Here is a 7,065-nt window from a genome sequence, read left to right as displayed (position 1 = left end):
GGTTTTTCATGAACAGAATCATCGCATTTTGTGGCGATTGTTGCCGCCACCTCCTATTGAAGAAAAAGACTTTTGTCGCTATTTGAATTTTGCCGAGAGTCTGGTGATTGTTCTAGATTTGGTTTTAGGGGATGAAATTGGTGGTCGCTTGTCCCCGGTCTTTGAAAAGTATAAAGTTATTTATCGCCCAGGCGGTGACGATAAGTGGTTTTCTAAGTCAAAAAACGAATATCGTCGTTATCTGCAGGTTCTTCTTTATGTCACCTATCTTACGCTTGAGTTGATTGAACCTGCGGATATTCCCAAAGCGGTGGATTATATCTTCCCTGGACAGAAGAAAATGAATAAAGAGGCCGTCACGCGAGGTTTGGAGTTAAGCGAAATCTTTACTCTCAATACAAACCGACAATGGCAGCAGCGCTATTGGAAGAAGGCTCAAAAAGAACTGCTGGCTATGCATCCAGCGAGGTCCGAGGATCCTCTGTATTTACCGGAGGACCCGTTGGACTGGGAGGAAGAAGTGGTTTTTGCCAATCACGTCTTCGATCATTTTGCGATCTAAGAGACAGTCTGATTTTTCCCTTCAACAACCTCCGTTAAGGTGACCACGGTCTTTCGAAGAATCTCACTCTGAGCGGAGAGTTCTTCAGAAGTTGCGGCGGTTTCCTCAGCAGAGGCAGCGTTATTTTGTGTTGCCTGGTCGAGCTGACTCATGGCTTTATTGATCTGCTCAAGGCTATGGGCCTGTTCAAGACTGGCTTCGGCGATTTGTCCAGTGAGGTCATTGGACTTTTTGACTGAAGTGACGATGTTTTTTAAGGTGTCTCGGCTTTTGCCCGCGATTTCAACGCCGGAATTGATCTTTGCAGCGCTGTCTTTAATAAGAGCATCAATTTCTTTTGCGGAACTTGCACTTCGCTGTGCTAATGATCTTACGGCCTCAGCAACAACGGCAAAACCTTTCCCTTGCTCTCCTGCTCGAGCGGCTTCCACGGAGGCGTTAAGAGCTAAAAGGTTGGTCTGGAAGGCGATGTCATCAATGACATTGATAATATCGCTCATTTTTCGCGAGCTATCAGAAATATCTCCCATAGCAGCCACCAACTGTGACATCTCTTTATCTCCGACCTCTGCGATGGAAGTGCTTTCTTGAGATAAGGAAGCCGCATCTTTGGCATTATTTGAATTGAGTTTGACCATATTGGAAAGTTGCTCAAGGCTTGCGACAGTTTCCTCTAAAGACGCCGCAGCCTCTGTTGATGATGACGAAAGTGTTTGCGCGGCCTGAGCCATTTGTCCTGAGGCCATAGTCACCTCGGAAGAGCCCGAGGAAAGAGTTTGAGTCACAGCACGCAAGGAGGTAGTGAGAGAACGTGAAAGCAGGAAGGCGATCAGAGCCGATGCTAAGGCACCAGTTAAAGAAATAATCAAAGACCACAATTGGCCGGACTTAAAAATAGCGTCGAAGTTTTCATCACCTTTGTCGGACTCTTTCTTAAGGGAGGTTGAAATAATCTCTAGAGGCTCGCGGGTGAGATCTCTTTGTTTATCAATCATATCATCGATACTTCGAATATTTGCATCAATGGTGCTGGTTTGTTTTAAAGCGGGAAGCAGCTTGTTTTCAAAAAGATCGATATATCCTCGGTAAGCTTTGTCGAATGCTTCAGCTGCGACTTTTTCTTCAGGGCTATCTACGAGTTCTTTTATGTGTTTAATATCCTCTTCGGCTTGGTTTTTAAACTCGTCCAGGTTTCTTCGAGATTCTTCTAGGTCCATGTTGATGACGGCGTCCCCAACGATCGCATAAAAGCTTTCCATTCTTGCGAGGATGGCCCCCACGTCTTGGCTGTCATGAAAGCGGCGGGCCCCTTCGTCTTGAATTTTTCCAAGTCGCCCCATTGAGGTGTTTGTAAAAACTCCGGCTCCGATAAAAATAAGGATGATAAGTCCGAGAGAGACTGCAAGCTTATGACTGAGTTTTAGAGAGGAGAAGAAATTCATTGTGGTTCACATTTCTGGCAAAGGTCTAGTTTGCATGCCTTGTTGTGCATCATTGCCTCCACCTTATCGGAGGATTTTTTCAGGTATTTACGAGAATTTTTTTGAAAAAATAGAAATTAAATACATGAGAACCAATGGATTTTTATTTCATTCTTGAAGCGATTTTTATGATTTTTCCGGGAAGCATGAAGTGACCTCGGCCAAAGTGATGAAGCGTGGCGGGGTATTTAGTCTTTTCCTTCCGTATCCAAGCCTTTTTAACTTCTAAAAAGAAGAGGTTGTACTTAGTGGCCAAACTAGAGTCTATAACTTTGCATTCCAGACAAGCATAACATTCTTTAATCAAAGGAGCCTTCACGGTGGACGCGGCCGTTGGGGTGAGATGAAAGTATTCAAACTTGTTCTTGTTGGTTCCGGAGGTGTTGCCGCAGCCAACGACTTCTTGGGCAATTTTGGAGGTGGGGATGTTGATAACACACTCTTTAGACTTCCTTAGAATGTTAAAGCTGTGATTTCTGTTGCTGACAACACACGCGATGATAGGAGGTTCAAAATCAATCATCGTATGCCAAGACATGGTCATTATATTTTTCTCATCTTTAAGTGCCGTGGTGACCAGAACGACGGGGCCTGGTTCAATAAGTCGATAGACCTCTTTAAGAGGATAAGGTTTGAAGTTTCCCATGTCTTATTTTCTATCAATAACAATGGTTAGATAAGAGCATTGTGGGTTTTATGTAAAACGGCAACCGGCAAGGGCTTGAATATGGAAAAGGGGACCTTGTTTTGGAATACACCAACGTCGCAATTATTGCAGGATCTGCAGACAAATGAAATAGGTCTTGCGAGTGACCAAGTCGAAGAGCGATTAACAAAGTATGGTCCTAATCTTCTCAAAACACCCCCCAAGCACTTTTTGAAGGAACTGCTTTCACGTTTTCTAAATCCCCTTGTCATCATTTTATTATTAGCGAGCTCGATTTCTGCCGCCACCGGGGATGTCACTGGATTTATCATAATCGTTCTGATCGTATTGATGAGTGTTTCTTTGGATTTCTATCAGCAGTACCGGGCCGAGCAAGCGGCGGAAGAGTTAAAAGCCTCTGTGGCCGTCACCGCAACGGTTTTGCGAGATGGAAAACGTCAAGAGCGGGCTCTGTCTGAAATAGTTCCCGGAGATATCGTCTTTATCGGGGCAGGCGATTTAATTCCTGCAGATGGAGTGATTCTGGAAGAGAAAGACATCTTTATCAATCAAGCTCTTTTAACCGGCGAAAGCTATCCTGTAGAAAAAAAGGTGAAGCTTGAATCGCCAGTTCAAGAGATAAGTCGCGCGGAAAACGCCGTCTTCCTGGGAACCTCGGTTGTCAGTGGCAGTGCAAAGGTGCTAGTTTGTCGGACCGGAATGGAAACATCCCTTGGGGAAATTAGCAAATCGCTTTCTCAAATTTCTCCCCCGACGGCCTTTGATATAGGTATTCATCAGTTTGGCAATTTGATTATGCGTTTGACGGTGACGATGGTTCTCTTTGTTGTTTTAGTGAATGTTCTTTTTCATCGTCCGTGGCTTGAATCCTTTCTGTTTGCAATGGCGTTGGCCGTAGGACTCACTCCGGAGCTACTGCCGATGATTATCACGGTGACTTTGTCTAGAGGGGCGTTGCGCATGTCCAAGAAGAAAGTCATCGTGAAAAGACTGAGTTCTATTCAGAATCTCGGTAGTATGGACATTCTGTGCTCTGATAAGACGGGAACTTTAACCGAGGGCAGAATTATTCTTGAGCGGCATGTTGACGTCAAAGGGGAGGATAGCTCTGAAGTTCTTCAGTTGGCGTATCTGAACAGCTTTTTTGAGACAGGATATCGCAGTCCGATTGATCGCGCCATTATCGAACATGAGGAGTTGGATGTCAGGTCCTGGCAGAAGATCGACGAGGTTCCTTTTGATTTTGAAAGACGTCGGGTTTCTGTTTTGTTGGATGATGGGCGGCACCGAATTCTCATCGTCAAAGGGGCCATGGAAGAGATCTTAGGTCTTTCCAATTTGTTTTCACAAGGCAGTTTTGAAAAAACCTATGATCTTGATCCGCAGGCCCGAGAGGGGATTTTTCATTTAAGTCGCAGTCTGGAAGGTCAAGGCTTTCGGGGCATCGGCATTGCATGGAAGGAGGTCTCTAAAGATTGTCTCCATGCACATGTCAGCGATGAAACAGAATTGGTCTTTGCAGGTATTGCTGCTTTTCACGATCCACCTAAGGCCGGGATCAAAACAGTTCTTCAGAATCTTTCAGAAAGTCATGTGTCGTTCAGGGTGGTTACCGGCGACAGTGAGTTGGTTTCGCGCCACTTATTCCAGCAGGTGGGTGTGGAAGTCACGGGGGTTTTAACGGGGGCACAAATCCAAGAAATGGATGACCCCGCTTTGCAAGCACGGGTGGAGAGTGTGAATCTGTTTTGTCGAGTTTCTCCGACCCAGAAAAATCGTATCATTATGGCATTCAAAAAAAGGGGACATATCGTGGGATATTTGGGGGACGGCGCCAACGACGCTCCTTCGTTGCATTCTGCAGATGTCGGGATTTCTGTGGAGGGAGCCGTGGACGTGGCGAAGGAAGCGGCCGACATCGTCCTTTTGAAACAAGATCTAAGAACTTTGCTGGTAGGGATTTTTGAGGGGCGACGAACTCATCTAAATATCATGAAGTACATAATGATGGCGACAAGCTCTAATTTTGGAAACATGTTCAGTATGGCGGGGGCCGCTTTGATTCTGCCTTTTTTGCCGATGCTTCCTTTGCAAGTTCTCTTAAATAATTTTCTTTATGATATATCAGAAATCGCGATTCCTTTGGATCGGGTAGATATGAAAAGTCTTCGTCACCCCACGCATTGGGATATTCGTTTTGTTCATAATTTTATGTGGATCATAGGTCTTTTGAGTTCTCTTTTTGATTTTGTGACCTTTTACGTTTTGATCCGCCTCTTTCATGCGGATCAGGTTTTATTTCATACAGGTTGGTTTGTAGAGTCCATTGCGACTCAGGTGTTGGTTATTTTCATTATTCGAACCAGACAAAGCGTATTTAGAAGCAGAGCGAGTGGCGCTTTGATTTTAACCTCCCTGATGGCTGTTCTAATCGCAATACTTCTTCCCTATTCCCCGGTGGCCAAGGATCTCGGGTTTGCGCCCTTAAGCTTTAAATTCTTTCTGATATTAGGAGGCATCGTGATTTGCTATTTGACTATTGTCGAGATTGTAAAACATTGGTTTTATAGTCAGGCGAGGATCGGCCACGATGAAAGAAGACGTTGATGGCAAAGAGTGTTCTTCTTGCCATCAACGTTTAAGAGGGGTCAGTTTCTAGCGGCAACGTCTTTGAGAAACGCGCTCAGATCGATCATTACAGTTCGTGATGCGGCAATTGCCATAGCGATAGCTTCGTTGGCAGAGGTCCATCGCTTGACGTTCGGCTTCGTAGCGATAGTTACCTCGCCCTTCCAGGGTCATTTTGTAACCACGGTAGTCGGTGCCTTCAGCCTGACAGACTGTGAAGGTGGCATTGCATGTCTCATTGCAGTTTCCATGTTTGGACAGACATTCTTGACAACTGTTGTGTCCACGCCAGTGTTCTTCCCAACCATCGTCAGAGTAAGAACAAGTCACATTAGGGCGTCCACCGCCGCCAGGATATGGAGCAGGACGGTCCGGGCGAATCCAATCGCCAAGCCCCCCAGCAAAAGAATTCAACGCAAAGAATGTGATAACGATGATGCTTGCAAGGTGTTTCATTTATTATTCCTCCATCTAGTTATTGAGATGAAGGTTTGCATTTCAAAGAGAATGCCAACTTAAACAGAGTCAAATTGACTCCACGATAAAAAACACCAACGCGCAGCGCTGAAGACTTTCTAATCTTCGGCTAGCGCTTTTGGCGTGAATCGACTGGGTTTTAAATTTCGATCGAGCTTCACTTGAGAGATGGTGATTTCCGTTTCCCGCTTGTTTTGCACATTGCGTATTCTGATTTTGCCTGCGCGCCACTTTGTGGGAGTGATCTTCTTGTAGCCGCTGATATCCAAAACCTTTAAGAGCTTTCCTTGCTTGTCATAACACTCCGATTTCATGGGCAGGTAGTCACTGGCGGCAATATAGCTGATAATCTTTGAATAGCTTGCAGAGCTGGTATTGACGTCACTTTCCACAAGGAAATACTTCTTTCCCTTGATTTCAATTTCCTTTTTTAAATTATTTTGTGCGCCCTGTTCGCGATTGAAGTCAAAATCTTCGGTGCTGAGTTCGGATCCCAAAATTCCTCCTTGGCCACTTTCTCCCGTCAAACGGCGAGTCTGCTTCGTGGAGGGAAGGTAAATCCACTTATCTTCTTGTTCACCCTTGAGTGTTGCCAGTAAAGCCGTTCCTTTTAAATCCTGGGGCTTTTGCATGCGAACTAAAAGGTAGTGCTCCTTTTTTTGGGGGCTGAGTCGCCAGATCTGCATTTGGCGATCTTTGCTGGACCCGTCGGCCTCTATGATTTTCATATTCACGACAAATTCCTCATCGCGGGAGCGCAGGCGGGAACTCATTTCTTCTCCGATCTTTTCAACTGTGACGCCTTGGGCGTGGAGCGGAGTGGGTGAAAGGGAAATGATAAACGCCAATAAGAATGATGAGACAGTCGCCATAATCTTCTCCTTTTTCCAAGGTACTGAAGTCAAGAGCCAGGGACAAGTTTTCAACAATGTTGGAAGAAGAATCAAATCTCCAACCAGGCCAGCAAGCATGGATAAAAGCATATAGAAACCGAAAATACGATTCATGGCAAAATAAGAAGCCATAAAAACGGAGAAGCCGGCCAGAAGAGTCATCGTCGAGATTAAACAAGGGTTGCCTTCCCTCCATAATGTTTTTTCTATCTCGAGATTTTTTGATTTTGATGTTTTTTGGATGTGTCGCAATCTTTCTAAAAGATAGACCGTATTGTTAAAGGCCAAACCCAGGGCGATGGAAAAAATAATTGCAATACTGGGTTTGATCGGAGTTTCAGAGAGGGCCAGAAACCC

The 7,065-nt window shown here is 45.1% G+C and carries 5 protein-coding genes and 1 pseudogene; 2 read left to right on the top strand and 4 right to left on the bottom strand.

Annotated features, from left to right (window positions below):
• A pseudogene (locus tag ACM64D_RS12525) lies at nt 1–562 on the top strand (hypothetical protein); the annotation flags it as partial.
• Here the strand turns inward: ACM64D_RS12525 and ACM64D_RS12520 are convergent.
• Entirely contained in the window at nt 559–2,004 is a 1,446-nt protein-coding gene (locus tag ACM64D_RS12520) for a methyl-accepting chemotaxis protein (RefSeq protein ID WP_415063560.1), read from the bottom strand. The pseudogene ACM64D_RS12525 and the gene ACM64D_RS12520 sit on opposite strands and share 4 nt — an antisense overlap.
• 142 nt (nt 2,005–2,146) lie before the next feature.
• Nucleotides 2,147–2,689: a flavin reductase family protein gene (locus ACM64D_RS12515; RefSeq protein WP_415063559.1), complete on the bottom strand. Its 543-nt coding sequence runs from the start codon at nt 2,687–2,689 to the stop codon at nt 2,147–2,149.
• 81 nt (nt 2,690–2,770) lie between these two features.
• On the opposite strand from ACM64D_RS12515, the gene mgtA reads away from it, so the two are divergent.
• Nucleotides 2,771–5,317, top strand: a complete 2,547-nt coding sequence (gene mgtA / locus ACM64D_RS12510; protein WP_415063558.1) for a magnesium-translocating P-type ATPase — start codon at nt 2,771–2,773, stop codon at nt 5,315–5,317.
• A gap of 48 nt (nt 5,318–5,365) precedes the next feature.
• Here mgtA and ACM64D_RS12505 read toward each other — a convergent pair whose 3' ends face one another.
• Both ACM64D_RS12505 and ACM64D_RS12500 read right to left on the bottom strand, forming a co-directional pair.
• A complete protein-coding gene (locus tag ACM64D_RS12505) occupies nt 5,366–5,794 on the bottom strand; it encodes a hypothetical protein (protein ID WP_415063557.1) in 429 nt (142 codons plus the stop codon).
• Between the two features lie 119 nt (nt 5,795–5,913).
• Nucleotides 5,914–7,065 (bottom strand): outer membrane lipoprotein-sorting protein (locus ACM64D_RS12500; protein ID WP_415063556.1); only part of this gene is annotated, 1,152 nt, incomplete at its 5' end.

The organism is Bdellovibrio sp. (assembly GCF_047637665.1).
GTDB lineage: Bacteria > Bdellovibrionota > Bdellovibrionia > Bdellovibrionales > Bdellovibrionaceae > Bdellovibrio.
Note: the sequence above shows the minus strand (reverse complement) of the source record. Positions and strands in the feature narration are given on the sequence as shown.

Coding starts and splice junctions, on each gene's coding strand:
- ACM64D_RS12520 (WP_415063560.1), bottom strand. CDS start 2,004: ATGAATTTCTTCTCCTCTCTAAAACTCAGTCATAAGCTTGCAGTCTCT.
- ACM64D_RS12515 (WP_415063559.1), bottom strand. CDS start 2,689: ATGGGAAACTTCAAACCTTATCCTCTTAAAGAGGTCTATCGACTTATT.
- mgtA (WP_415063558.1), top strand. CDS start 2,771: ATGGAAAAGGGGACCTTGTTTTGGAATACACCAACGTCGCAATTATTG.
- ACM64D_RS12505 (WP_415063557.1), bottom strand. CDS start 5,794: ATGAAACACCTTGCAAGCATCATCGTTATCACATTCTTTGCGTTGAAT.